Here is a 255-nt window from a genome sequence, read left to right as displayed (position 1 = left end):
AGCGGAATGCCGTCAGCAATATAAAGACTTAGATGTCGCACAGCAAGCAGCCTATCAGAAAGGTAAGGATCAAGCGGTCACTAAGTTTGTTAATGATTTGAAGAATTTACCTAATGTACCCAAAGAGTTATATGATGCTCTGAAAAATGATCCGCAAGGTACAGCGAAGGCAATCTATGAAGGGGTAAAACAAATCCCAGGAGACCTCATAGACACAGGTAAAACAATAGCTACTGTGAATACAGTAGGAGATAC

At 40.8% G+C, this 255-nt stretch carries 1 pseudogene; it reads left to right on the top strand.

Annotation, left to right across the window (positions count from 1 at the left end):
- Positions 1–255: pseudogene (locus V6E90_RS21720) on the top strand (EndoU domain-containing protein); the annotation flags it as partial.

It is taken from the genome of Acinetobacter sp. ESBL14, assembly GCF_036668815.1.
GTDB lineage: Bacteria > Pseudomonadota > Gammaproteobacteria > Pseudomonadales > Moraxellaceae > Acinetobacter > Acinetobacter gyllenbergii.
Note: the sequence above shows the minus strand (reverse complement) of the source record. Positions and strands in the feature narration are given on the sequence as shown.